Source organism: Duganella violaceipulchra, assembly GCF_019166075.1.
In the GTDB taxonomy this organism is placed as follows: Bacteria; Pseudomonadota; Gammaproteobacteria; order Burkholderiales; family Burkholderiaceae_D; genus Rugamonas; species Rugamonas violaceipulchra.
Genome location: NZ_JAHTGR010000026.1, coordinates 34852 through 57295, shown reverse-complemented (window position 1 = coordinate 57295; position 22444 = coordinate 34852). Strand labels below are relative to the sequence as shown.

General features: G+C 67.2%; 23 protein-coding genes. 15 read left to right on the top strand and 8 right to left on the bottom strand.

Translation table 11 applies throughout. From position 1 onward, the window contains the following. A complete protein-coding gene (locus KVP70_RS30155; protein WP_217946075.1) occupies positions 1-1482 on the bottom strand; it encodes a KamA family radical SAM protein in 1482 nt (493 codons plus the stop codon). Between the two features lie 229 nt (positions 1483-1711). Here KVP70_RS30155 and KVP70_RS30150 point away from each other — a divergent pair, with 229 nt between their 5' ends. After that, positions 1712-2185 carry a cache domain-containing protein gene (locus KVP70_RS30150; protein ID WP_217946074.1) on the top strand — a complete coding sequence of 158 codons (474 nt, stop codon included), beginning with the start codon at positions 1712-1714 and terminating at the stop codon, positions 2183-2185. A gap of 15 nt (positions 2186-2200) precedes the next feature. Further along, positions 2201-3859, top strand: coding sequence for a methyl-accepting chemotaxis protein (locus tag KVP70_RS30145; RefSeq protein ID WP_217946073.1), 1659 nt, complete (start codon positions 2201-2203; stop codon positions 3857-3859). Here KVP70_RS30145 and KVP70_RS30140 read toward each other — a convergent pair. Then, positions 3764-4333 (bottom strand): DNA-3-methyladenine glycosylase, encoded by a 570-nt coding sequence (locus tag KVP70_RS30140; RefSeq protein ID WP_217946072.1) that lies wholly within the window; start codon positions 4331-4333, stop codon positions 3764-3766. The two genes, KVP70_RS30145 and KVP70_RS30140, sit on opposite strands and share 96 nt — an antisense overlap. Positions 4334-4559: 226 nt before the next feature. On the opposite strand from KVP70_RS30140, the gene KVP70_RS30135 reads away from it, so the two are divergent. The 4 genes from KVP70_RS30135 (at position 4560) to KVP70_RS30120 (ending at position 10666) form a co-directional block, all read left to right on the top strand. Then, positions 4560-5426: an HDOD domain-containing protein gene (locus KVP70_RS30135; RefSeq protein ID WP_217946071.1), complete on the top strand. Its 867-nt coding sequence runs from the start codon at positions 4560-4562 to the stop codon at positions 5424-5426. Positions 5427-5433: 7 nt separating this feature from the next. After that, the gene (locus tag KVP70_RS30130; RefSeq protein WP_217946070.1) at positions 5434-6651 is read left to right on the top strand and encodes a DUF2863 family protein; all 1218 of its coding nucleotides are present in this window, start codon (positions 5434-5436) and stop codon (positions 6649-6651) included. A 122-nt stretch (positions 6652-6773) separates the two neighbouring features. Beyond that, complete coding sequence (locus tag KVP70_RS30125; RefSeq protein WP_217946069.1) at positions 6774-7958, top strand: tetratricopeptide repeat protein; 1185 nt, start codon at positions 6774-6776, stop codon at positions 7956-7958. 125 nt (positions 7959-8083) lie between these two features. Continuing rightward, complete coding sequence (locus KVP70_RS30120; protein ID WP_217946068.1) at positions 8084-10666, top strand: BACON domain-containing protein; 2583 nt, start codon at positions 8084-8086, stop codon at positions 10664-10666. Positions 10667-10673: 7 nt separating this feature from the next. Here the strand turns inward: KVP70_RS30120 and KVP70_RS30115 are convergent, their stop codons facing one another. Further along, positions 10674-11051 carry a Rossmann-fold NAD(P)-binding domain-containing protein gene (locus KVP70_RS30115; RefSeq protein ID WP_217946067.1) on the bottom strand — a complete coding sequence of 126 codons (378 nt, stop codon included), beginning with the start codon at positions 11049-11051 and terminating at the stop codon, positions 10674-10676. Between the two features lie 109 nt (positions 11052-11160). Here KVP70_RS30115 and KVP70_RS30110 point away from each other — a divergent pair, with 109 nt between their 5' ends. From KVP70_RS30110 to KVP70_RS30090, 5 genes are read left to right on the top strand one after another with little or no spacing between them, the layout of a single operon-like run. After that, entirely contained in the window at positions 11161-11847 is a 687-nt protein-coding gene (locus KVP70_RS30110; RefSeq protein ID WP_217946066.1) for a GNAT family N-acetyltransferase, read from the top strand. Position 11848: 1 nt separating this feature from the next. Beyond that, a complete protein-coding gene (locus tag KVP70_RS30105) occupies positions 11849-12400 on the top strand; it encodes a cysteine hydrolase family protein (RefSeq protein WP_217946065.1) in 552 nt (183 codons plus the stop codon). Between the two features lie 2 nt (positions 12401-12402). Next, entirely contained in the window at positions 12403-13143 is a 741-nt protein-coding gene (locus KVP70_RS30100; RefSeq protein WP_217946064.1) for a metallophosphoesterase family protein, read from the top strand. A gap of 54 nt (positions 13144-13197) precedes the next feature. Further along, entirely contained in the window at positions 13198-13500 is a 303-nt protein-coding gene (locus KVP70_RS30095) for a CopG family ribbon-helix-helix protein (protein WP_217946063.1), read from the top strand. Then, a complete protein-coding gene (locus KVP70_RS30090; protein ID WP_217946062.1) occupies positions 13497-13928 on the top strand; it encodes a TA system VapC family ribonuclease toxin in 432 nt (143 codons plus the stop codon). Before KVP70_RS30095 ends, KVP70_RS30090 begins: the two co-directional genes overlap by 4 nt. Before the next feature lie 6 nt (positions 13929-13934). Here KVP70_RS30090 and KVP70_RS30085 read toward each other — a convergent pair whose 3' ends face one another. Beyond that, complete coding sequence (locus tag KVP70_RS30085; RefSeq protein ID WP_217946061.1) at positions 13935-14441, bottom strand: DNA-deoxyinosine glycosylase; 507 nt, start codon at positions 14439-14441, stop codon at positions 13935-13937. 90 nt (positions 14442-14531) lie between these two features. On the opposite strand from KVP70_RS30085, the gene KVP70_RS30080 reads away from it, so the two are divergent. After that, positions 14532-14969, top strand: a complete 438-nt coding sequence (locus KVP70_RS30080; RefSeq protein ID WP_217946060.1) for an Mpo1 family 2-hydroxy fatty acid dioxygenase — start codon at positions 14532-14534, stop codon at positions 14967-14969. On the opposite strand, the gene KVP70_RS30075 is transcribed toward KVP70_RS30080, so the two are convergent. Beyond that, on the bottom strand, positions 14966-15103 hold the full coding sequence (locus KVP70_RS30075; protein WP_217946059.1) for a hypothetical protein: 138 nt from the start codon (positions 15101-15103) through the stop codon (positions 14966-14968). The genes KVP70_RS30080 and KVP70_RS30075 overlap by 4 nt on opposite strands. Positions 15104-15262: 159 nt before the next feature. Between KVP70_RS30075 and KVP70_RS30070 the strand changes: the two genes are divergently transcribed. From KVP70_RS30070 to KVP70_RS30060, 3 genes are all read left to right on the top strand, one after another. After that, entirely contained in the window at positions 15263-16183 is a 921-nt protein-coding gene (locus tag KVP70_RS30070) for a DMT family transporter (protein WP_217946058.1), read from the top strand. Continuing rightward, positions 16183-16674: a GNAT family N-acetyltransferase gene (locus KVP70_RS30065; protein WP_217946057.1), complete on the top strand. Its 492-nt coding sequence runs from the start codon at positions 16183-16185 to the stop codon at positions 16672-16674. Before KVP70_RS30070 ends, KVP70_RS30065 begins: the two co-directional genes overlap by 1 nt. A gap of 66 nt (positions 16675-16740) precedes the next feature. Next, positions 16741-16917 (top strand): hypothetical protein, encoded by a 177-nt coding sequence (locus tag KVP70_RS30060; RefSeq protein WP_217946056.1) that lies wholly within the window; start codon positions 16741-16743, stop codon positions 16915-16917. Here the strand turns inward: KVP70_RS30060 and KVP70_RS30055 are convergent. From KVP70_RS30055 to hutI, 3 genes are all read right to left on the bottom strand, one after another. After that, positions 16903-18432 (bottom strand): glycine betaine ABC transporter substrate-binding protein, encoded by a 1530-nt coding sequence (locus KVP70_RS30055; RefSeq protein ID WP_262311785.1) that lies wholly within the window; start codon positions 18430-18432, stop codon positions 16903-16905. The genes KVP70_RS30060 and KVP70_RS30055 overlap by 15 nt on opposite strands. A gap of 39 nt (positions 18433-18471) precedes the next feature. After that, a complete protein-coding gene (locus KVP70_RS30050) occupies positions 18472-21138 on the bottom strand; it encodes a zinc-dependent metalloprotease (protein WP_217946055.1) in 2667 nt (888 codons plus the stop codon). An 84-nt stretch (positions 21139-21222) separates the two neighbouring features. Further along, positions 21223-22434, bottom strand: coding sequence for an imidazolonepropionase (gene hutI / locus KVP70_RS30045; RefSeq protein WP_217946054.1), 1212 nt, complete (start codon positions 22432-22434; stop codon positions 21223-21225). Positions 22435-22444: the final 10 nt, after the last annotated feature.

Sequence of the window (22444 nt, the reverse complement as noted above, 5' to 3'; positions counted from 1 at the left end):
CTACGCCGGACTGTGCGCGGCGCAGCTGGCCGCGCTGGCGACGGCCGCGCCGCCGCCCGCACCACGCAGGGCCTCGTCCTGGCGCGCCGTGATCAGCGGGATCACCTTGCGCTGGCCCGGCGGCTCGGCGCCGTATTCGCTGCGGCTGCCGCCCTCCTCCTCGAAGAAGAACTTGTCCTTGCCGAAGGCCGGCTTGAGCTCATCCATCCAGGTCGCCTTCGGATCGAACCTGGCGTAGAACGGCTTGCGCACCCAGTCGGCGTTGCGGGCCTGCAGGAACTGCAGCGCGAACACCTTCTCGCCGCCGATGTTGACGATGCCGTCGATCACCACCTTGCCGGGGAAGGCGCTCATCGACGGCCCGCGCACCGTGCGCGACAGGCCCGACACCATCTGGTAGGCCTGCTGGAAGATCTCGTGCGCGCGCGCCAGCGGCAGCTGGAAATACTCGCGCGGCCCGGTGTCGCGCTCGACGAACATATAGTAGGGGATGGCCCCCAGCCGCACGCCGGTCTGCCACAGCTCGGCCCAGCTGCGCGGGTCTTCGTTGATGTGGCGGATCAGCGGCCCCTGCATGCGCAAGGTGGCGCCGGTGCCGACGATGCGCTTGACCGCCTGCTGCGCGATGGCCGGCCGCAGCTCCACCGCGTGGTTGTAGTGGCCCATGATGGCCATGTTCTTGCCGCTGCCGACCACCCGTTCGAACAGGCGCAGCAGGTCGTCGGCGTCGCGGTCGGTGACGAAGCGCTGCGGCCAGTACGCCACCGACTTGGTGCCGATGCGGATGTTCTGGATGTGCGCCAGGTCCGGCGCTAGCAAGGGCTCGATATACGCCTCCAGCGAGCGGGTGTTCATGATCAGCGGATCGCCGCCGGTGATCAGCACATCGGTCACCTCGGGATGCAGGCGCAGGTAGTCGGCCAGCTGGTGCGATTCCTTGGCGTCGAACTTCATGTCGTCCATGCCGACGAACTGCGGCCAGCGGAAGCAGAAGGTGCAGTAGGCGTGGCAGGTCTGGCCGGCGCTGGGGAAGAACAGCACCGTCTCCTTGTACTTGTGCTGCAAGCCTTTGAGCGGCGCGTCGTTCACGCGCGGCACGTTGTGCGTCATCTGCCCGGCCGGATGGGGGTTCATGCGCAGGCGGATGCGCCGCACCAGCTCCACCAGCGCCGGCTGGTTGGCGCGCCCCAGCACCAGCTCGCGCAGCTGCGCGTAGTCGTCCGGCGCCAGCATGTCGCGGTGCGGGAAAGTCAGGCGGAAGATCGGATCGTCCGGGATATTGCTCCAGTCGATCAGATGGTCCAGCACGTACTCGTTGGTGCGGAACGGCAGCACGTGCGACACCACCTGCACCGCTTCCTGCAAATCGGGCGTCAGCCATTCCCATTGGCGGGAATGGGGGATGGTCTGGCGGATGAAGGGCTTGAACTTGGGCGCCTGGGCGGCGGCGCTGTTCCAGGAGACTATCGGAGTGGAGGTCATCGCAGGTTCCTATCGCAATAAAAGGGGGGGCGGAAACTGCATGCTAGGCTCCCCGCCGAAATGGCGATTGCCGTAAATCAACTGACGCACGGAAATACATTTTTCCTTGACGCCGGACGCGTGCAAAATTGCCACACGGCCAGACTTTGCGCCATCGCAATTCCCGTCCTCTGCGCCGGCGTAAAGTTCATGGGAGCAAGCCTCCCCGCCCCCACCACAAGGACCCGCCATGAAACAGACCGCCACGCTGGCCGCCAGCGCCGCCATTGCCGCGATTGCCGCCACCCTGCTGCACGCCCCGGCCTTCGCCGCCGAGCCCACCGAAAAAGACGCCGTCGCCATCGTCGAGAAGAGCGCCGCCTTCCTCAAGGCCCACGGCAAGGACGAGTTGATCAAGAAGGTGGCCGCCAAGGACCCGGACTTCGTGCAGGGTTCGCTGTACGTCGACCTGCGCGACCTCAACAGCGGCATCGTGCTGGCCCACCCGTTCAACCCCTCCATCGTCGGCAAGGACCTGACCGACGTGCCCGACGCCAGCGGCAAGAAATACCGACGCGAGATCATCGAGCTGGCCGCCAAGAAAGGCCACGGCTGGGTCGACTACCAGTACAAGAATCCCGGCAGCGGCAAGATCGAACCCAAGACCACCTACATCCTGCGCGTCGGCGACGTGGTGCTGGAAGCGGGCATCTACAAAAAATAGCGGCGGGAGAGCACCATGCTGAGCAAACTGCGTATCGGTCCCAAACTGCTGCTGGCGCCCGGCCTGGTGCTGTTGCTGCTGATCGTCACGGCGGCCGCCGCCTACTACGGCATGGTGCGCCAGAACGCCTCGCTGGAAAACCTGGTGCAGGTGCGCGCCGCCCGCCTCAAGACCGCCGCCGACGTCACCGGCGAAACCCGCTACGCCCACGCCCACATCTACCAGCTGCTGGCCTGGGTCAACGGCAGCTTTTCCCAGCCCCGGCTGGACGCGCTGTCCAGGCAGATCAAGGCCGGCCACGCCGCCATCGAGACCCAGCTGCGCCAGCTCGACGCGCTGGCGGCGGCTGACGACAACGCCGCCGAACGCAAGATCGTCGAGCAGACGCTGCAATCGCTGGCGGCCTACCGCAAGGCCGTGCACGACACGATGGAGATGGCCAGCATCGACCAGAGCATCGCCACCAACGCCATGGCCCACGGCGAAAAGCAATTCCTGGCGCTGAACGAACAGCTGGCGCAGCTGTCGGCGCTGGAGAAAAACCTCAGCGAGCAGGCCTACGCGCGCGCGCGCGCCGAGTTCCACACCCTGGGCACCAGCATGGCGCTGATGGTGCTGCTGTCGATCGCGCTGTCGCTGGGGGTGACGATGGCGGTGCGCGGCGCCATGCTGCACGATATCCGCGCCATCGCCGACGTGGTGGTGGCGCTGGCGGCCGGCCGCCTGGTGGCCGGGCGCGGCGACAACCGCGGCCGCGACGAGATCGCCGACACCGCCCGCATGCTGGACCACACCATGCACAAGCTGACCCAGACCCTGACCGCCATCCTGGCGGCGGTGCAGGCGATCGACTGCGCCGCCCACGAAATCGCCAGCGGCAACCTCGACCTGTCGAGCCGCACCGAGATGCAGGCCGGCTCGCTGGAGGAAACCGCCAGCGCCATGGCCAGCCTGACCCGCGCGGTGCAGGACAACGCCGCCGGCGCCCAGCAAGCCTGCCAGCTGGCGGCCGGCGCCGCCGACCTGGCCCAGCACGGCGGCGCGGCGGTGCGCCAGGCGGTGCAGACCATGGCCTCGATCCGCGCCAGCTCGCGCCAGATCGTCGACATCATCGGCGTGATCGACAGCATCTCCTTCCAGACCAACATCCTGGCGCTCAACGCGGCGGTGGAGGCGGCGCGCGCCGGCGAGCAGGGCCGCGGCTTCGCCGTGGTGGCCAGCGAGGTGCGCACCCTGGCGCACCGCTCGGCCGCCGCCGCCAAGGAAATCAAGGCGCTGATCGCGGCCTCGGTGGCCACCATCGACAGCGGCAGCGCCTCGGTGCACCAGGCCGGCGAGCGGATGGAGGCCATCGTCGCCTCGGTGCAGCAGGTCAACGAGGTGATCGCCCGCATCAGCAAGGCCAGCGTCGAGCAGGCCCAGGGCATCGCCGAGGTCAACCAGGCGGTCGGCCAGATGGACGATGTGACGCAGCAGAACGCCGCGCTGGTCGAACAGGCCGCCGCCGCCGCCGCCAGCCTGCAGGAGCAGGCGGTGCAGCTGTCGCAGGCGGTGTCGGTGTTCAAGGTGGAGCCGCCGTCAGCGCATGGGCTTGCTCAAAAAACGCGAGCCGGCCAGGCCGAAGCGCCACGGCAGCTCCATCGCCTTGCGAATGCCGATGCGCGGGCCGGCTAGCACCTCGACCACGCCGCGCTCGGGCGCGAGCAAGGTGAACGGCGCCGCGTCCAGCGCCAGGTTGTTGTGGGCACGCGTGACGCCCAGCGCCTGGCACAGCCGCCCCGGCCCGGCGCACAGCAGGCGCTCGTCGTCCAGCCCGCGCCGTGCGCGCATCTGCGCCAGTCCGGCCAGCGGCTCCAGCGCGCGGATCAGCACGCCGGCGCCGTGGCCCTCCTCGCGGCAGACAAAATTCAAACACCAGTGCAAGCCGTGCGAACGGTAGACATAGCTGCGCCCCGGCGGCCCGAACATGGAAAAATTGCGCGGCGTCGGACCGTTGAAGCTGTGCGCGGCCGGCTCGCTGCGGTCGTAGGCCTCGGCCTCGACGATGCGCCCGCCGACGCCGTCCACCAGCAGGGTGACGCCGATCAAGCGCCGCGCCACCTCGGCCGAGGGCGCGTTGAAATCGATGCCTGCCAGATAGTTGTCCATGGCCATATTGTAAATGCCCGGAAACACATAACAAATGATTATCGAATCGCCGCAGTTAACGGAAATTAGCGACAAAATATGGCGGTCCCGGCAGAAATTCAGGATAAATTCACGCCCGCCGCGCGCGCTTGCGGCGATAATCGGGGTAAGCATGCCCAGCATGAGCGAGCACTCCTGGTTTATAGTGCTGTATTGCATCGCCCACCCCGTATCCCTGAAGAATACAATGACGACAGTTGCAGCCCCAGCCATGCCAGTTGAAAACGCGGTGGAAGAAGCGCTGATGCGCTCCATCCGTATTCCGCCACGGCCCAGCCTGCTCGTCGACCTGCAGCGCGAGCTGGCCCAGTCCGACCCGTCGCCGCGCCGCATCGCCCGCATCATCGGCAACGACGTCGGCATGTCCGGCGCCCTGCTCAAGCTGGCCAACTCGCCGTTCTTCGGCGCCGCGCGCAAGGCCAAGTCGGTCGAACAGGGCATCAATTTCCTCGGCATCAACCAGTGCGCGGCCCTGCTGACCGGCTTGCTGGCGCGCCAGGCCATCGACGGCAAGGAAGCCGACCTGAACGCGTTCTGGGAAATCTCGGCGCGCCGCGCCCAGGCCGTGGTGTTTTTCTCGCGCAAGCTGCGCATCGCCCCGCCGGACATCGCCCACACCTTCGGCCTGTTCTGCGACATCGGCGTGCCGCTGCTGATGAACCGCTTCGCCGACTATGCCGCCACCTACGCCGACGCCTGCGACAACGCCGAGCAAGCCTTCACCGCCATCGAGGACAGCCGCTACAGCACCAACCACGCCGCCATCGGCTGCCTGCTGGCGCGCAACTGGGGGCTGTCGCCGGACGTCTCCTGGGCCATCCTGCTGCACCACGACTACCGCGTGCTGGACGACCCGGCCACCGACGACGCCGTGCGCTCGCTGGTGGCGCTGGCGCTGCTGGCGGAAAAGGGCATCGCCCGCTTCCACGGCAGCAACCTGTCCTACGAGTGGGAAAAAGGCGGCGACCAGGCCTGCCGCCACCTCGGCCTGTCCGAGGATGAAACCGCCGACCTGCTCGACGAACTGCACGAAGCCTTCCACACCGAACGATAAATAAAAAATGCCAAAAAATAAGCGCCCCGTACCGCGCAAATCCGCGAACTCCCCGGAACTGAAAGACGAACAACAAACCACCGAATTGTGCGCGCTGGCGCTGGACCTGGCGGACGGCGAGTTCAACAATGACATCGTGGCCGACAGCACCCGCGCCGAGCTGGCCCAGAAGGCGCTGGACTTCCAGCGCCTGCTGCGCAAGCTGCTCAACCAGAGCAAGGACGAGGTGCTGTACGGCGCCATTGAGCTGGCGCGCGACGAATCGCGCGACGGCTACCGCTACCTGCGCAACGCCGTCGAGGAAGGCGCAGCCAGCGTGACGCTGCGCCGCGAAGGCGCGCCCGAGATGGAGATCGACGCCTTCGCCATTCCGGTGTTCGTCCACAGCCAGGGCGGGCTCGACCCGGCGTTCGACTTCCAGGACGGCGCCGCCTACGAGGCCCTGCTCGACAGCTTCACCGACGCCGGCCTGGAAAGCCCCAAGGCCAAGGTGGTGCTGGTCAGCCACGCCTACGACCTCGAGGAATTCGAACGGGTCAGCTACGGCCAGCTGCACACCATGGTGCGCGAGGCGGCGCAGTCGCTGACCGAGAAAAAGATCAGCGCCGCGCCGGCGCTGGAGCGCAGCATGGCGGCCGGCTGGTCGGCCACCGGCTTCGGCGCCGCCGACACCGCGGTCGAGCTGCGCTTCCTGCTCGGCTTTGCCATGAAGCGCGCCGACGACGCCTTCTACCAGGTGCCGGCCGGCGAGAAGGCGGCCGACGCCTACTTCGCCAAGCGCGCCGAGCGCTACCAGCAATGGACCGGACAGCACGCGCCGCTGGTGGCGCGCTGCCTGGGCCGCGGCCGCGGCGACGGTGAGCTGCGCCTGAACTTCCTGTACCAGGACCTGTTCTTCGGCGCCCGCGAACAGGGCCAGTCCGAATACGCGATGTTGCAACTGCTGTCGGCGCTCAACCAGGCCATCGGCGGCCGCGTGCCGGCCGAACTGAACGCCGTCATCGCGCCGTCCGACGTCGACGACGAGATGGTGCTGCGGGTCCAGCTGCGCGACGGTGAGGCCGTGCTGGCCAGCGGCGACAAGCCGCTCGACCTCGGCGCCGACCTGGAACTGGAGGTCGACGACCTGCGCGACGCCCTGGCCAGCATCGGCGTCAGCGCGCTGCAGGTGGCGCTGCGCTTCGACGCCGACGGCCAGCCGGTGGAGCCGCGCCCGCTGGCTTAAGCCGGCCGCAAATTCCCGTTTGACATCGCCCCACGAGCCGAGGATACTTTCCTCAAGCGGAACACAGAGTCCGCTGCCTGGTGCGGCGCCGGCTTGTGCTCCGCAGCAAAGGGAGACTCGTCATGAAAGCTTGGGCCCTGACCTTGAGCGCCGCGCTGCTGTGCGGCTGCGCCGGGCCGTCGCTGGCGCCGCGCGCCGCCGCGCCGATGGTATTCCACGATCAACTGTTCCAGCCGCCGGCGACGCCGGTCGACACCAGCCACGTGTTCGCCGTCAGCCCGGCGATGCGCGACTACCTGAACCACCAGATCGGCCACAGCCTGACGCGCAAGGACCCCCGCCGCGAGCTGTTCGACGCCCTCTACCGCAAGGACAAGCTGCAGCTCGAATACGATTCGGCCATCACCCGCGACGCCGCGCAAACCTTCGAGGCGCGCGCCGGCAACTGCCTGTCGCTGGCCATCATGACGGCCGCGCTGGCGCACGAGCTCAACCTGGTGGTGCAGTTCCAGCAGGTCGAGGTCGAAGAAAGCTGGAGCCGCGCCGGCAACCTGTATTTCGCCAGCAACCACGTCAACCTGGCGCTGGGCCGGCCGCGCCTGTCCCATGGCGAGATCTACAGCGTCGACATGTCGAGCGCGCTGACGGTGGACTTCATCCCCATCCCGCCCAAGGCGCGCGACAACACCCGGCCGCTGGAAGAGCGCACCATCATCGCCATGTACCTGAACAACCGCGCGGCCGAGCTGCTCTCGCAGGGCAAGCTGGACGAGGCCTACTGGACCGCCCGCAAGGCGGTCGAGCAGGACCCGGGCTTCCTCAACGCCTACAACACGCTGGCCGTGGTCTACCAGCACCACGGCGACCTGTCCGAGGCCGAGCTGGCGCTGCGCTACGCCTTGTCGCAGGCGCCCGACAACACCATCTTCCTGTCCAACCTGGTGCAGGCGCTGGCCGCCCAGGCCGGCCCGGACAAACAGGCCGAGGCGGACAGGCTGCGCCTGCGCCTGGCCCAGCTGGAACCCGACCCGCCCTTCCATTTCTTCAACCTGGGCCAAGCCGCCATGCAGGCCGGCGACTACCGCCGCGCGCGCGACCTGTTCGCGCGCGAGGTCGAGCGGGTGCCGGACTACCACGAGTTCCACTTCTGGCTGGCGCTGGCCAATTACCAGCTGGGCAATCTGCGCGAAGCCGACGCCCACATGGCCAAGGCGCTGGCCAACAGCACCACGCGCGGCGACCACGACCTGTATTCGGCCAAGCTGGACCGCATCCGCGCGTATGAGGCGCACTCGGCCGGCAAATAGGCGCGCGCGATGGTATTCTGGCCGGGGCGCGGCCGTGCGCGCGTGCGATGCTTGACACATAGTTGCAAATACGCAACAATTGTAAAATGTGTAAATCAAGCTGTGCTTACCCCAAGGATACCGCCATGCTGAGACCCAGGTCCGTCTACCTCCTGCCGCTGTTGCTGGCCGCCCTGCTGACCGGATGCGGCGGCGGTGGTGGTGGCGGCGGCGCCGATCCCTCCACCCCGGCCGTCTCGCCCGCCCTCAGCTTCAATCCCGACACCGTCCGCGCCAGCATCAACGCCGGCACCTCGACCACCCTCAACGTCATCGCCACCGTGGCCAGGCCGGCCGACCTGGCCAACGCCGCCGGCGTGCTCGCCAGCGTGGTCGACAACAACGGCGTGCTGCTGCCCAACGCCCAGCTGATACGCGACAGCGACACCCAGTACCACGCCGTGCTGCAGACCGCGCCATCGCTGGCGGCCGGCAGCTACAGCGGCAGCTTCACGGTGCGCCTGTGCCGCGACAGCGCCTGCGCCACGCAATTGCCCGGTTCGCCGATGCAACTGCCCTACAGCTTGCAGGTGGTGGCGGTCGGCCAGCTGGCCTTCAGCGCCACGCCGGCCGTCGCGCTGGGCGCCACCGCCCACATCGGCGCCGCCGCGCCGGCCGCGATCAACGTCGCCATCAGCAGCGAAGGGCGCGGCTGGACCGCCAGCAGCGGCGCCGCCTGGCTCAAGCCGGGCGCCGCGTCCGGCAGCGGCAACGCCACGCTCAGCGTCGCCTTCGACGCCACCGGCCTGGCCGTGGGCGACTACAGCACCACCCTGACCATCAGCGCCAGCGACGGCCAGAGCGCCACCCTGCCGGCCACGCTGTCGGTCCAGCCCAGCGGCCTGGTCACCGCCGGCAGCGTCACCTTCAACGCCATCAACGGCGCCCCGGTGCCGAACCAGGTGATCGCGCTCGACACCGACGACAAGAGCAGCGCCAGCTGGAGCGCCCTGGCCAACGGCGCCTGGCTGCGCGTCTCGCCCACCAGCGGCACCACGCCGTCCACCGCGGTGCTGACGGTCGATCCCACCATCGGCACGCTGGCCAGCGCCAGCTACAGCAGCAGCGTCACGCTGAGCGCCATCGGCCAGGCCAGCCGCTACCTGCCGGTCACGCTCAACCTGAGCCCGGCCACCCTGAGCGCGTCGCTCAACAGCATCACCCTGGGCGGCGCCTACGGCCGCGACTTCAGCGCCAGCCCGAGCCTGGCGCTGAGCCTGAACACCGTCACCAATGCCTGGCCCTGGTCGTTCGGCGCGCTGCCCACCTGGGCCGACGCCAGCGTCCTCGGCGGTGTGGTCAACCAGGCCGCCAGCAACGTCAGCTTCAGCGCGCTGCCGGCCAACGCCCCGGTCGGCGTCAGCTCGACGCTGGTCACCGCCACCGCCCGCGTCAACGGCGACCGCGTGGCGGCGCCGGTGCTGCTGACCATCAACAAGGACCAGCACAAGCTGCTGCCGTCGGAAACCGGGGTCGCCCTCAGCGCCACGCCGTCCTGGACCAGGCTGACCCGCACCCTGACCGTGCGCGACAACTACGGCAGCTTCGGCGGCATGAGCGCCAGCTCCAGCCAGGGCTGGCTGGTGGCCGGCGTCAGCGGCAACAAGCTGACGCTGACGGCCGACCCGACCACGCTGGGCGCGAACACGCTGAGCATCGCCACCGTCGCCCTGACCCCGCTCGATCCGGACGCCGGCGCGCCCGAGCCGATCCGGGTCGCCCTGTGGAAAGGCACGCGCACGCCGCAGGCCAACGCCAGCACCACGCTGAGCTACGCCAACGTGGCCACCGATCCGATCCGGCCCTATGCCTATCTGCACAACGGCGGCGCCTACATCGACATCTACAACCTCTACAACGGACAAAAGACCGGCACCATCACCGGCCTGGGCGCCAGCCTGGGCGACATGGCCACCAGCAGCAACGGCGACTATCTGTACCTGTTGAACCTGAGCAGCCACGCGCTGGTCACCATCGACCTCAACACCCAGACGGTGCTGTCGCAGATCGCGGTCGACGCCGATCAGGCCACCCGCCTCAAGGTGATACGCCCGAACGGCGTGGAGATGGTGGTGCTGAGCAACGGCGCCGCCTACCTGGCCGCCAACAACGCCCGTGTCAACCTGCCGCTCAGCGGCGGCGGCACGCTGGCCGCCAGCGGCGACGGCACCCGCCTGCTGCAGCAGGCCGAGAACGCCGCCGTGGTGGCCATCACCACCCTCAGCGTCGACTATGCCGCGCTCAACGGCGGCACCCTGTACCCGGCCAGGATTCCGGCCGCCAGCCACGCCAACACCGGCACGCTGGGCCAGGACATCGCCGTCAGCCCGGACGGCACGCGGATCTACACCGCCAACAGCGCGCCCAAGCTGTGCAGCATACTCAATCCGGTCGACCTGGGGGTGCTGGGCTATCTGGCGGCCGGCGACGGCACGCCCAATAACATCGAGCTCGGCAGCGATGGCCGCATCTATTGCGGCGCCGCCGTCAAGGCGGCCGCCAGCGATGTGTGGATGTACGATGCCAGCGGCAAGCTGCTGAACCAGTACAAGCTGGTCGGCAGCGGCAAGCTGTTGTTGCCGCGCCAACTGGCGGTGTCCGGCGACGGCCTGCTCTTGATCGGCATCACCGACGATGGCGTGGCCACCATCGTCCCGGTGGGGCCGTAAGGACGGCTCAGTAGCCGGTGCTGCGGCCGGCGATGACCGGCAGCTCGTCGTCGCTGGTCATGGCCCAGATCAGGCGGGCGATGGTTTCCGAGGCGATCACCGTGTGGTGATTGCCCTGCGCCATCAGCTTTTCGCGGATCTCGCGCCGCACGGCGGGGATGCCGGTCAGGTCGAACAGGATGTCGACGCCGCCGCCCAGGGCGACAATCTGGTCCAGCGTCAGCACCGCCAGGCCGGCGTCGAGCGCCAGCTGGCGGCCCGGCGTATCGCCGCTCTCGGCCACGCCCACCAGCTCCACGCCGCGCTCGCGGCGGCCCAGCATATTGCGCAGGAAGGCCGAACCGATACGGCCCAGGCCGATGATGGCGATTTTCTGATTATCCATTGTGTCCCCAGCTAAGTTGAACTGCGATTGATATCCCTGTCAAATCTGTGTTAAAAAGAAAGTGTATTTAAAGCAAGCATAACCACGCTCCCTCGACAAGGCAAGCTGCATGGAACGCAACGACCTGCTGGACCACATTTTTTGGCACACCCTGACCGGCGCCCACGCGCGCCACGCCGACGGCGGCGGCGGCGCGCGCCGCTACACCCAGGGCTTTTCCCCCATCGTCGCCTTCGCCGATCCGGCCCGGCCGGACTTCGCCGCGCTGGCGGCGGTGTGCGATCCGGGCGAGCCGTTCTACTGCGACAGCTGGAACGGCGCCGCCCCGCCCGGCTGGAAGATAGACGCCGAGAGCACCATGTTCCGCATGGTCTGGCGCGGCGCCATGCCGGCCGCCGATCCGGCCCCGGACGCCCAAGCGCTGGGCCCGCGGCACGCGGCGCAGGCGCTGGAGCTGGCCCTGCTCTGCAAGCCGGGCCCGTTCGGCCTGCGCACCATCGAGCTGGGCGACTACTTCGGCTGCTTCGACGGCGAGCGGCTGATGGCCATGGCCGGCGAACGCCTGCGCGCGCCGGGACTGTGCGAAATCAGCGGCGTCTGCACCCATCCCGACTACCAGGGCCGGGGGCTGGCGAAAAAACTGATCCTCAAGCTGGTGCGCCGCCACCTGCAGCGCGGCGACACCTCCTTCCTGCACGTCATGCGCAGCAATGACGCGCACCAACTCTACCTGCGCATGGGCTTCGAGGATTACCTGGAGTCGGTGGTGCGGGTGATCTCCCGCGAGGAATCCTGAGATGCGGGCCTTGATCATCATCGACATGCAGCAAGGCATGGCCAACCCCGCCGCCGGCGCGCGCAACAACCCCGACGCCGAGCGCCACATCGCCGCCCTGCTGGACGCCTGGCGCGCGGCCGGCGCGCCGGTGGTCCACGTGCGCCACCTGTCGCGCACGCCGGGTTCGCCGTTCTGGCCGGGCCAGCCGGGCGCGGAATTCCAGCCGCGCCTGGCGCCGCTGGCGCACGAACACGTGGTGGAAAAGAACGTGCCGGACTGCTTCGTCAACAGTGGGCTGGAGCGCTGGCTGCGGGTGCGCGGCATCGATCGCCTGGTGCTGGCGGGCGTGAGCACCAACAACTCGGTGGAGTCCAGCGCCCGCAGCGCCGGCAACCTCGGCTTCGCCACCCAGGTGGTGGCCGACGCCTGCTACGCCTACGCCAAGAACGACTACGCGGGCGCGCCTCGCAGCGCCGACGATGTACACTACATGGCATTGTCCAACCTCGATGGCGAGTACGCCGCCATCGTCGATACCGCCTCGTTGTTAGGCACATTCAAGGATAGCTAGTCATGCGCATCGCCATCGTCTCCGACATCCACGGCAACCTGGCCGCACTGGAAGCGGTGGCGGCCGACATCCGCCACCAGGGCGTGGACGCGGTGGTCAACCTGGGCGACAGCCTGTCCGGCCCGCTGTTGCCGCTGGAAACGGCACGCTACCTGATGATGCAGGACTGGACCCACCTGGCCGGCAACCACGAGCGGCAGATCCTCGAACTGCACGCCGGCTCCGGCGCGGCCGACGCCTACGCGCGCGCGCAACTGACGCCGCGCGAACTGGCGTGGATCGCCACCCTGCGGCCGGCGCTGCAATACAGCGAAGACGTTTTCTTGTGCCACGGCACGCCCACCAGCGACCTCACCGGCCTGCTGGAAACGGCCGAGCGCCATGCCGGCGCCGCCGACATCGAACAGCGCCTCGGCCAGGTCGACGCCAGCCTGGTCGCCTGCGGCCACACGCACGTGCCGCGCAGCGTGCGCAGCGCGCGCGGCCAGCTGATCGTCAATCCGGGCAGCGTCGGCCAGCCGGCCTATGCCGACGACCACCCGTATCCGCACGCCATCGAATCCGGCTCGCCCGACGCCCGCTACGCCATCGTCGAGCGCCGCCAGCAGCAGTGGCAGGCGCAGCTGATCAGCATCCCCTACGACCACCGCAGCATGGCCGAACTGGCCTGCGCCAACGGCCGCGAGGACTGGGCCGTGGCGCTGATGACTGGCTATGTCTCTACATCAAAGCCGGCAGCTTGAGTCACTCCGCCGACGGTGCTACCCTGTTGACACACCATTGCCGGATCAGCTGCCATGTCGACCACTACCCTGAAACTCCCTGACGAATTGAAGCAGAAAGCAGTCGCCGCCGCGCAAGACCTGGGCGTGACGCCGCACGCCTTCATGGTTGACGCGATTCGTCAGGCAACGGAGGCGGCTGAGCAGCGCAAGCAATTCGTGGAGGAGACCAGATCGACGCGCATCCGACAGGCACTTCAACCGCCGGCATCCAGTTATACAGTACGCAATGGTGTGCCGCTGCTCCGACCACAAACGGGAACCATGCCGGTTACACTTGAAATGGTCAACAAATTGCGCGATGAGATCCCAGGATGACATACCTGCTTGACGTAAATGTCCTGATTGCACTAATGGACCCTGGCCACGTCCAGCACGACATTGCGCACGAGTGGTTCGCGAGGGATGGGATGAGCGCTTGGGCCACCTGCCCCATCACCGAAAACGGTGCAATGCGCATTATTGGTCACGCTAGCTATCCCAACTCACCAGGGAATCCGGCCGCTGTAGCGCCATTATTGCGGACCATGCGCTCGCTCGACGGGCATGTATTTTGGAGTGATGACATCAGTCTGCTGGACGAAGAAAAAGTCGATACGACTCACCTGCTCAATTCGACGCAAACTACAGATAGTTATCTGCTCGCGCTGGCGCAAGCCCATGGCGGTCAACTGGCGACATTGGACCGCCGCCTTGTCGTCGCTGCAGTTCATGGCGGGGCCGGCGCTCTTTGCCTGATCGGCTAATGGCCGTCAGGACTGAAGCAGCATTTCCCACTGCTCAAGCTTTTGTGCCAATGTCAGCGAGGCATGTGCGGGAGATGTCGAGGGCAGCACCAATGTCCGGTAACCCTCGGCCGCGAACTGCGGTGCGAACTTGCCGGAGGTCTGGCCGTTGAAGCCCACCGTTTCCAGTTGCGGGCACAGCTCGCGCAGGCGGGCGAAGTCGTTGGCGGCCGGCTTGCGGATGGCGGAGTCGAGGCTGCCCTCGCGCTGGCAGGCGCCCAGCACATCCCACAGGCCGAAGCCGTGCGCCAGCAGGCGCGGCAGGCGCTCCTCGTACGGCAACTGGGCCAGCGGCTCGCCGGTCAGCGCCGACAGAATCGGCCACAGCAGGTTGCGCGGATGCGCGTAATACTGCTGCGCCGCCAGCGAGGCGGCGCCGGGAAAGCTGCCCAGCACCAGGATGCGGGTGCGCGCGTCGAGCACCGGCGCGAGACCGGTCAGTGCGGGGCGGAGGGGATCTGTCGCATTGAGCATGGCCGCATTGTACCCAAGCGTCGCCACGCCGCGTTTCAGGTGTAGAATTTACCGACGGCACGACCGTACTAAAAAAAACCGGAGACACCCATGTCGCAACCCCGCACCATCGATACGCTGCTGGCCCAGTACAGCGAAAGCCACCTCAACCCCGTCAACGAAGTGATCCACTTCATCTGCGTGCCGATCATCGTCTTCACTCTGCTGGGCTTGCTGTGGGCGGCGCACCCCCTGCTGGCGGTGGCGGTCACGCTGGCCTCGCTGGCCTACTACTTCAAGCTGTCGAAACCGTTCGCGGTGGGCATGCTGCTGATGACCACGCTGATGCTGGCCCTGCTGGCCGCCCTGCCCGACCGCGCCATCCTGCCGCTGTCGCTGGCGATCTTCGTGCTGGCGTGGATAGGACAATTCATCGGCCACAAGATCGAAGGCAAGAAGCCGTCGTTTTTCGACGACCTGCGCTTCCTGCTGATCGGACCGCTGTTTGTGCTGGGATTTTTGTACCGCCGGATGAAACTGGCGTATTAATGAAAACCTGAAAACGCCAACAAAGTCTGGGCGGCGCTCTGCATCTCTTCGTCGGCCAGCAACAGCACCAGCGCGGTACTGACCGCGACATAGCCCAGCAAGCCGACGACCTTGATTTGCAGCGCGGTACTCATGCCGCTCTCCCTTGATTGATGTGTCAATCCATCATACTTGCATTTTCAACAAAATGCTCAAGATTTACGCAGCGATACAAACAAATCCGCCGATCTGTTGCGCCGCAACAAAATCATAGCCGCTAGGCAAGGGATCGTCCGGGCGGCTATACTCGTCCGATGTCCTCTCCACTCCTGTTCATCATTGCCTGCCTGATCTGGGGCTCCACGTTCTTCGCCATCACGCTGCAACTGGGCGAGGTCGCGCCCGCCGTGTCGGTGGTCTACCGTTTCGCGCTGTCGGCGGCGGTGCTGTTCGCCTGGTGCCTGGCGCGCGGCGACAAGCTGCTGATGCCCTGGCGCACCCAGCGCTGGATGTTCCTGCAAGGCTGCGCCACCTTCGGCCTGAGCTACATCTGCACCTACACCTCCGAGCAATACCTGGTCTCCGGCCTGGTCGCCGTGCTGTTCGCGCTGATGGTGTTCTGGAACCCCATCCTAAACCGCATGGCCTTCGGCACCCCGATCAGCTGGCGCACCTGGAGCGCCGGCGCGGTCGCCATCTGCGGCGTCACGCTGCTGTTTTTCGAGGCTATCCGCGGCGCCTGGAGCGAGATCCTGTCCGGCGGCAACGGCCACTTTCTGCTCGGCCTGGGCCTGGCGCTGACCGCTACCATCGCCAGCTCGGTCGGCAACGTGGTCGTCATCAAAGTGCGCGAGCAATCGTCCAACGTGCTGCTGACGATGGCCTGGTCGATGCTGTGGGGCAGCCTGCTGGTGGCCCTGTGGGTGCTGCTCAGCGGCCAGTCCTTCACCGTGCCGGCCGGCCTGCCGTACTGGGGCGGGCTGCTCTACCTGTCGCTGTTCGGCTCGGTGATCGCCTTCGCCGCCTACTTCACGCTGATCCACCGCATCGGCTCGCACAAGGCGGTGTATATCGGCGTCGTCACGCCGGTCATTTCCGTGCTGCTGTCGATCCAGCTGGAGCACTTCCGCCCCGGACCGCTGCAATGGGCCGGCATGGTATTGTGCCTGTCCAGCGTCGCCTGGGCGCTGCAATCCGATTCCCCTTCCACCACAGAAAGCATAGTCGAAGCCTGATGAGCACCTCCAACCTGACCATACGCCCGGCCCAGCCGGCAGACGTCGCCGCCATTTTCGGCATGATTTACGAGCTGGCCGTGTTTGAAAAACTGGAACACATGGTCGTCGCCAACGAAGCCATGCTGCACGACAGCCTGTTCTGCGACAAGCCGGTGTGCGAAGCGATCGTCGGCGAGACCGACGGCGTCGTCGTCACCTTCGCCTTGTTCTTCCACAACTTCTCCACCTTCCTGTGCAAGAAAGGCCTGTACCTGGAAGACTTGTACGTCAAGCAAAGCGCGCGCGGCAAGGGCTACGGCAAGCAGATGCTGGTGGCGCTGGCGCAACTGGCGGTGGAGCGCGACTGCGGCCGCTTCGAATGGTCGGTGCTGGACTGGAACAGCAACGCCATCAAGCTGTACGAAAGCATGGGCGCCTCGCTGCTGCCGGAATGGCGCATCTGCCGCGTCACCGGCGAGGCGCTGACGCAGATGTCTCAAGGGGCTTGATCTAGCGCAAAGCATGGCGTGGTCATGCTTGCAGAATGAATGTCAAACCTATCGCAGGAGACAGTCATGCCCAAATTGCCGCCCCTGGCCACCACGGTCTACAAAGCTTGGCTGCGCGCCCGGCTGGAACGCCACACGCAGGCGCTGGAAGCCATCGCCGCCCAGCGCGAGAACGATTTCCTCGCCGAGCGCCTGCTGCACAAGGAAATGGTGCTGCTGCGCTCCAAGCTACATTCGCTGTGACGGCGCCCGGTTGGCCAGCCGCTCCAACAGCTCGAACGCGGCCTGCGTCAACAGCGCCAGCAGCGCCGCCGGTATCGCCCCGGCCAGCAGCATGGCGTTATCGTTGAGCGCCAGGCCGATGGTGATGCGTTCGCCGTAACCGCCGGCGCCGATGAAGGCGGCGATGGTCGCCGTCCCCACGCTCATCACCGCCGCCGTCTTCACGCCGGCCAGGATCACCGGCAAGGCCAGCGGCAACTCCACCTGCAGCAGCCGCTGCATCGGCCGCAAGCCTAGCGCCTGCGCCGCCAGCCGCAAGCCGGCCGGCACCTGCAACAAGCCGGTGCAGGTGTTGCGCACGATGGGCAGCAGCGCATATACCACCAATGCCACCAGCGCCGGTGCCGTGCCTATCATGCCCAGCAAGGGTATCAGCAGCGCCAGCAAGGCCAGCGAGGGCACCGTTTGCAGCACGCCCGTCAAACCCAGCACCACCTGCCGCAGGCGCGGCAACGCCGCCGCCAGCACGCCCAGCGGAATGCCGACCACGCACGCCAGCAGCACCGCCACCAACACCAGCGTCACATGCTGGCGCGTCAGCGGCCACAGGTCCTTGTCGAAGATCTTGGCCAGCAGGCCCTCACGTACCGGCGCGGGCTGGCCGGCGGCTGCGGATGGCGCGCCGGCCGCCAGCGGCTGGTGCGCGGCCAGCCAGTCGCGCGCAACGCTGGCGAAATTCTGGCCGTCGATTTCGGCGGCGGCGTTCATCGCGATCATGTCGGCCGCGCTGATGCGGCCCTCCAGCTGCGTGATCGCCTTCCACGCGGCCGGGAAGCGCTGGGCGGCGTCGAGCCGGTACAGCAGCACCGCGTCGTAGCGCGCGAAGTAGGCGCGGTCGTCCTCCAGCACGCGCAGGCCGTACTGGCGGATCTTGGCGTCGGTGGAGTAGATGTCGATCACGTCGACCTGGCGCTGCATCAGCGCCTCGTAGGCGATGCCGTGGTCCAGGCCCTCCGGCCGCTGAGGCAGGCCGTAGCGCTTGGCCAGGCCCGGCCAGCCGTCGGCGCGGCCGATGAATTCATGCGACAGGCCGAAGCGCAGGCGCGGCTGCGCGGCCAGCTCGCTCAGCTTCGTCAACCCGTCGGCGCCGCCGCGCATCGCCAGCGCATAGGTGTTGTTGAAGCCCAGCGGCGCCGCCACGCCCAACCCCATGGGCGCCAGTTCACGACGGATCTGCTCCAGCGGCGCGGCCTGCGTGTGCTTGAGGATTTCCAGGTCGATGGTGCCGAGGTACTCGGGATAGACGTCGATGCGGCCGGCCTGCAAAGCCGCCAGCACGATGGCGGTGTTGCCCAGGCCTTGCAGGTGCTCGACCTTGGCGTTGGGTTCAGCTTGCGCGGCGGTCTGCGTCAGCACCTCGCCCAGGATATAGGATTCGGTGAAGCGCTTCGAACCCACATGCAGCGTATCGGCCGGTGCGGCGCACGCCGCGCCGGCCCACAACAGGGCCAGCCAAACTAGCAATCGTCCTTGCACACGCTCTCCGAAATGATGGTCAATCCAGAGAGCTTACCATCAAGCGCCCGTGCGCAACATGGCCGCCTTCAAGGCCTGGCTCAGCGTTTCATACGACTCCGCCAGGTGCGCCTTGGCCTCGCGGCTCATCTGCTTTGCCATCGCGCCGCGGATATCGCGTTGCAGCGCCAGCGCGTTCTCGCGTTGCAGGCTACGCGCGTCGGCCGGCGTGGCGGGCGATGCGCGCAGCAGGATCGCGGTCAGCCGCTTCAAATGCTCACGCTGAAGATTGCGGCGCATGCCGTTGATGTCCTTGCCGGTTTTCAGCTCGCTCCATACCGCGTCCTGCACGGTGGTGTACAACTCGTCGAGGCTGAGCGCCTGTTTGCGGTCGTCCAGCTTTTCCTGCGAATCGAGCAGGCGCACCGCCACCGCGTCGGACATCAACTGGTCCAGCGCGCCGGACTGCAAGAACAGCACGCGGCCGCTGACCGACACGTCGGCTCGTCCGCGCGATTCAAAATGGTCCGCTCCCAGGCGGCTGATCATGGCCGGCGAGAACTGGAAGCTGTCCGACTTGAACAGGCTGGTGGTCAGCATCTGCAAGGCGGCCCGCTGGCGCGCCAGCGGCACCGGAGTGAAGGTGGCGCGGCCGGTGCCGGCGTGGTCGCGCAGATAGGTCACGCCGCCCACGTACTTGACCACCACCGGCATGGTGCGCGCAAACTGCTGGAAGCCATAGTCGAAACTGCGGCGCAGCGTCTCATAACTCTCGCCCGGTTTCAGCGTGCGGTTTTGCAGGCGGTCCCACAGCTCGCGCGAGATCGCCAGGCGGCGCTGGAAGTAAGCCAGCGGATCGCTGCCCAGGTCGAACATATTGACATCGGGATCGGAGTTGAATCCGCCCGCATCCCGGTCGGCGCCGAAGGCCAGCAGCGGCTCGTTCGAGCGCGCGGCGATCTTCGCCAGCTCCTCCTTCTCCTGCGCCGGCTCGATGGTCTTGTAGGCGTACTCGATGGCCCAGTAATCGTAAGGCCCCAATGTCGACGCCACGTACTCGCCCTGCGTCTCGCCCTTGAGCGACAGGTTGAACGGTGTGTAGTCCATCACCGATCCCGCCAGTCCGTTCTTCTTCGTGAACTCGAGGTCCTGCAACTGCTTCATGCTGTAGACGGTCGACGAGCGGAAGTTGTGGCTCAAACCCAGCGTGTGGCCGATCTCGTGCATCATCAGCGCGCGCACATAGGCTTGCGCCAGCGCTTCCGCCTCCGGGCTGTCCATCGCCAGCTCGCCGCGCGCCTCCAACAGGCCCATGGCGAAGCCCATCTCCGAGGCCGACTCCATCACGTAGTTGCAGTGTTCCTGCTGTCCCGGCATCGACAACGGCGCCTGCAGCGGCATGCTGTCGTTGCCGACGATGCTGCTGCGCGCGCCGCGCGCGAACACGTCGGGCATGGCGACATCCGCATCGAGTATCTCGCCGCTGCGCGGATCGACCTGGCTCGGCCCGATGGCGACGGCGACATCCGTGCCGACGTACCAGCGCACCGACGCATGGCGCGCATCCATCGTATCGAAGCGGTCCTTCTCGGTCTGCTGCTTGACGACGATGGCGTTCTTGAAGCCGATCCGCTCGAACGCATCGTTCCAGGCCAGGATGCCCTGCTTCACCGACTCGCGGTACTTCTCCGGAATGTTCGCATCGAGCCAGTAGACGATGGGCTGCTTCGGTTCCGACAGCGGCTGCGCCGGGTCCTGCTTTTCCAGGCGCCAGCGCTGCACCACGTGCCGTGCCGTGGTCGGCGTCACATCGTCCGAATAGTCGTGCGTGGTGTAGGCGAAGTGGCCGATGCGGTCGTCCGCGACACGGCCATGCATGGGCTGCGCCGGCAGCGGCATGAAGCTGTAGTAGAAGCCGAGGAACATGCTGCGCGGGTCCGGCAGCGTGGTCGGCGGACTGGCGATAGCGGCCGGCACCGGCGTGGCCGGCGTCACCACCGGCGGCGCCGCGATGCGCGGCACGTAGAAGTGGGCGTTGACCTGGAAGCCGGTCATGGACTCGTCGGAACGGACGGTCAGGAAGCTGCTGTTGCGCGCATCCATCGCGTACGGCATGCGGAAGGCCGCTTCCAGCCGGGTGGTGAAGCTCGGGATATCGCCAAACAGCAGGATATTGGCCTCCACCAGGATCGCGTGGCTCTGCGGATGCGGACTGCTGGCCACCGGCGCGATCGCCAGCAGGCTGTCGGAGAACGCCTGCGACACCGCCAGCGCCTGCGGCGTGCCGGCCTTGGCGCCGTAGTCGGTATTCTTGGCGATCATCTGCACCAGGTTGCCGATGCGGTGGAACACCACCACCTGGCTCAGTCCCATCTGGCTGCCGTAGATACCGCGCTCACCTATCCCGTTCGGCATGTTCACGGTCATGAAGATCGGACGATCGAACTGGTCGGGCCGCAACTCGATCCAGACCTTTTCCTCTCGCTGGTACAGGTTCAGGAAGCCCTGCACATGGGCGGCGCCGCGCACCACGTCGGCGTAAGGCCTGGGCGCGGAGGCTGCCGCTGCGGCGGCGGCCAGCGCGGCGGCCGGCGGCACAGGCGCGCTGGCGGTGACGGGTGCTTCAGGTGTGTGGGGGACCGGCGCGGGCGGCACCGGCTCCTGGGCCAGTGCCTGCGCGCCGAGCGTCAGCAAGACGGCGGCGCGGAGAGAATTCAAGGCAAACATGGATATCCTGTTACGTTAGAAAAGGCATCCCGGTACTGTAACCGAAACAATAACTAACGAAACAGAATTTCCCGAGGCTCCCCTCTAAACCTGAGGTGCGCGCAACACGCCCCCATTGACCACGCCCCGGCAGGGATTGAGGCCGATGGCGTAGGACAGGTCGGCCGGGCGGGCGATGCGCCACAGCGCGAAGTCGGCGCGCTTGCCCACTTCCAGGCTGCCGATCTGCTGCGCGCGTCCCAGCGCACGGGCGGCGTGCAGGGTGCAGCCGGCCAGCGCCTCCAATGGCGTCAAGCGCCACAGCGTGCAGACCATATTCATCGCCAGCAGCAGGGACGTCATCGGCGAGGTGCCGGGATTGCAGTCGGTGGCCACGGCCATCGCCACGCCGGCCGCGCGCATGGCGGCCACCGGCGGCGGCGTGGTGTCGCGCAGGAAGTAGTAGGCGCCGGGCAGCAGCACCGCCACGGTGCCGACGGCGGCCATCGCCGCGATGCCGGCCTCGGTCAGGTGCTCCAGATGGTCGGCGGACAAGCCGTGGTAGCGCGCCACCAGCTCCGCGCCGCGCTGGTCGGACAGCTGCTCCGCGTGCAGCTTGACCGGCAGGCCCTGCGCGCGCGCCGCCTGGAACACGCGCTCCGTCTGCTCGTGCGAGAAGCCGATGCGTTCGCAGAAGGCGTCGACCGCGTCGACCAGGCCTTCGGCGGCTAGCGGCGCGATCATCGCGCACACTTCGGTGACGTAGTCGTCGGCGCGGCCGGCGAACTCCGGCGGCACGGCGTGCGCGCCCAGGAAGGTGGCGGCGACGCTGACCGGCAGCTCGCGGCCGATGCGGCGCGCCACGCGCAGCATGTTCGCTTCCGATTCCAGCGTCAGGCCGTAGCCCGATTTAATCTCCAGCGTGGTCACGCCCTCGGCCAGCAGGCTGCACACGCGCGGCAGGCTTTGCCGCAGCAGCTCGTCCTCGGACGCGGCGCGGGTGGCGCGCACGGTGGACATGATGCCGCCGCCAGCGCGGGCGATGTCCTCGTAGGTGGCGCCGTTGAGGCGCGCCTCGAATTCGTCGCTGCGGTTGCCGGCGTGGACGATGTGGGTGTGGCAGTCGATCAGGCCAGGCGTCAGCCAGCAGCCGCCGCCATCATGCACGGTGACGGCCAGCACGCCCGGCGGCATCTCCGCCTGGGGCCCCAGCCACACGATCTTGCCATCCGTGACGGCGATGGCGGCATCGCGGATCTCACCGTAACCATCGGCCATCGTGGCCAAGTGCACGTTCGTAAACAACACATCCCACATGCTTGGAACT

What these genes read in the sequence shown, in the direction of transcription:
- hutI (WP_217946054.1), bottom strand. Translation starts at nt 22,434, where the DNA reads ATGTGGGATGTGTTGTTTACGAACGTGCACTTGGCCACGATGGCCGAT.
- KVP70_RS30135 (WP_217946071.1), top strand. Translation starts at nt 4,560, where the DNA reads ATGACGACAGTTGCAGCCCCAGCCATGCCAGTTGAAAACGCGGTGGAA.
- KVP70_RS30110 (WP_217946066.1), top strand. Translation starts at nt 11,161, where the DNA reads ATGGAACGCAACGACCTGCTGGACCACATTTTTTGGCACACCCTGACC.
- KVP70_RS30075 (WP_217946059.1), bottom strand. Translation starts at nt 15,103, where the DNA reads ATGAGTACCGCGCTGCAAATCAAGGTCGTCGGCTTGCTGGGCTATGTC.
- KVP70_RS30060 (WP_217946056.1), top strand. Translation starts at nt 16,741, where the DNA reads ATGCCCAAATTGCCGCCCCTGGCCACCACGGTCTACAAAGCTTGGCTG.
- KVP70_RS30085 (WP_217946061.1), bottom strand. Translation starts at nt 14,441, where the DNA reads ATGCTCAATGCGACAGATCCCCTCCGCCCCGCACTGACCGGTCTCGCG.
- KVP70_RS30050 (WP_217946055.1), bottom strand. Translation starts at nt 21,138, where the DNA reads ATGTTTGCCTTGAATTCTCTCCGCGCCGCCGTCTTGCTGACGCTCGGC.
- KVP70_RS30115 (WP_217946067.1), bottom strand. Translation starts at nt 11,051, where the DNA reads ATGGATAATCAGAAAATCGCCATCATCGGCCTGGGCCGTATCGGTTCG.
- KVP70_RS30100 (WP_217946064.1), top strand. Translation starts at nt 12,403, where the DNA reads ATGCGCATCGCCATCGTCTCCGACATCCACGGCAACCTGGCCGCACTG.
- KVP70_RS30095 (WP_217946063.1), top strand. Translation starts at nt 13,198, where the DNA reads ATGTCGACCACTACCCTGAAACTCCCTGACGAATTGAAGCAGAAAGCA.
- KVP70_RS30155 (WP_217946075.1), bottom strand. Translation starts at nt 1,482, where the DNA reads ATGACCTCCACTCCGATAGTCTCCTGGAACAGCGCCGCCGCCCAGGCG.
- KVP70_RS30080 (WP_217946060.1), top strand. Translation starts at nt 14,532, where the DNA reads ATGTCGCAACCCCGCACCATCGATACGCTGCTGGCCCAGTACAGCGAA.
- KVP70_RS30120 (WP_217946068.1), top strand. Translation starts at nt 8,084, where the DNA reads ATGCTGAGACCCAGGTCCGTCTACCTCCTGCCGCTGTTGCTGGCCGCC.
- KVP70_RS30105 (WP_217946065.1), top strand. Translation starts at nt 11,849, where the DNA reads ATGCGGGCCTTGATCATCATCGACATGCAGCAAGGCATGGCCAACCCC.
- KVP70_RS30125 (WP_217946069.1), top strand. Translation starts at nt 6,774, where the DNA reads ATGAAAGCTTGGGCCCTGACCTTGAGCGCCGCGCTGCTGTGCGGCTGC.
- KVP70_RS30150 (WP_217946074.1), top strand. Translation starts at nt 1,712, where the DNA reads ATGAAACAGACCGCCACGCTGGCCGCCAGCGCCGCCATTGCCGCGATT.
- KVP70_RS30140 (WP_217946072.1), bottom strand. Translation starts at nt 4,333, where the DNA reads ATGGACAACTATCTGGCAGGCATCGATTTCAACGCGCCCTCGGCCGAG.
- KVP70_RS30090 (WP_217946062.1), top strand. Translation starts at nt 13,497, where the DNA reads ATGACATACCTGCTTGACGTAAATGTCCTGATTGCACTAATGGACCCT.
- KVP70_RS30130 (WP_217946070.1), top strand. Translation starts at nt 5,434, where the DNA reads ATGCCAAAAAATAAGCGCCCCGTACCGCGCAAATCCGCGAACTCCCCG.
- KVP70_RS30070 (WP_217946058.1), top strand. Translation starts at nt 15,263, where the DNA reads ATGTCCTCTCCACTCCTGTTCATCATTGCCTGCCTGATCTGGGGCTCC.
- KVP70_RS30065 (WP_217946057.1), top strand. Translation starts at nt 16,183, where the DNA reads ATGAGCACCTCCAACCTGACCATACGCCCGGCCCAGCCGGCAGACGTC.
- KVP70_RS30145 (WP_217946073.1), top strand. Translation starts at nt 2,201, where the DNA reads ATGCTGAGCAAACTGCGTATCGGTCCCAAACTGCTGCTGGCGCCCGGC.